Origin of the sequence: Gottfriedia sp. NPDC057948 (genome assembly GCF_042887255.1) — a bacterium.
Classification (GTDB): Bacteria; Bacillota; Bacilli; order Bacillales; family Bacillaceae_G; genus Gottfriedia.
In genome coordinates this window covers 1-1048 of the sequence record NZ_JBHVPN010000048.1, presented here as the reverse complement: position 1 = coordinate 1048, position 1048 = coordinate 1, and the positions used below count along the sequence as shown (strand labels likewise).

Here is a 1048-nt window from a genome sequence, read left to right as displayed (position 1 = left end):
ATAGCTCAGGAAGACCTTTAAATCGAGAACTAACTTTGGAGGAAAAGAACGCTCGTTTAGAAGCAGAAATTAATCTACTTAAAGCTGAAAATGAACTACTAAAAAAGATTCGTTTCTTAGAGGGGAGGATGAAGTAGTAGTTATTTCTCCTAGCCAAAAATATACTCTAATTCGTTCCATAATTGAAAAGTTTGAATTAAAGCATATGGTAACTTACCTTTGTAAGATAGCTGGCGTATCAAGAAGTGGTTATTATAATTACTTTTCTATTAAGTCACAAGAGCGAAGAAAGCTACAAGATGAAAAGGATGAAATTTCAAAAGAGAATATCTTAAAAGCATATCGTTTTAAACGTTATAAAAAGGGGGCACGCCAAATCAAGACTACATTGGCGGGTCAATTTAAGATTGTCTACAATTTGAAACGTATAAGACGAATCATGAAAAAATACGGTATAGTTTGCCCAATTAGAAAGGCAAATCCCTACAGACGAATGATGAAGGCTACTAAAGAACATAGAGTAGTGCCAAACCGATTGAATCGTCAATTCAAACAAGGTGTACCTGGGAAAGCCCTTCTAACTGATATTACATACCTAAAATACGGTAAGAGTCAGAAAGCATATTTATCAACAATTTTAGATAGTTCAACTAATGAAATAATGGCTTACCATATTTCAGACCGACTTACAATGGAATTAGCTACAGATACACTTCGAAAGTTAAAAAAGAATCGTAATTTTAGGAAAGTAAAGGGTGCACTCATTCATTCAGATCAAGGAACACATTATACTCACCCAGACTTTCAAAAACTAGTGAAAAAACTGGGTTTAATTCAATCAATGTCTAGACGTGGAAACTGTTGGGATAACGCACCACAAGAATCATTCTTTGGCCATTTTAAAGATGAGGCCTCTATTAAGTCATGTCAAAATTTTGACGAGCTCAATAAAAAAATAAAACATTATATGAAGTATTACAATCATTATAGATATCAGTGGAAATTAAAGAAGATGACCCCTGTACAATACAGAAATCATCTCCTTAAA

General features: G+C 33.4%; 1 pseudogene. It reads left to right on the top strand.

Features of this window, described 5'->3' with window-relative positions:
• A pseudogene (locus tag ACFVRR_RS24300) lies at window positions 1-1048 on the top strand (IS3 family transposase); the annotation flags it as partial.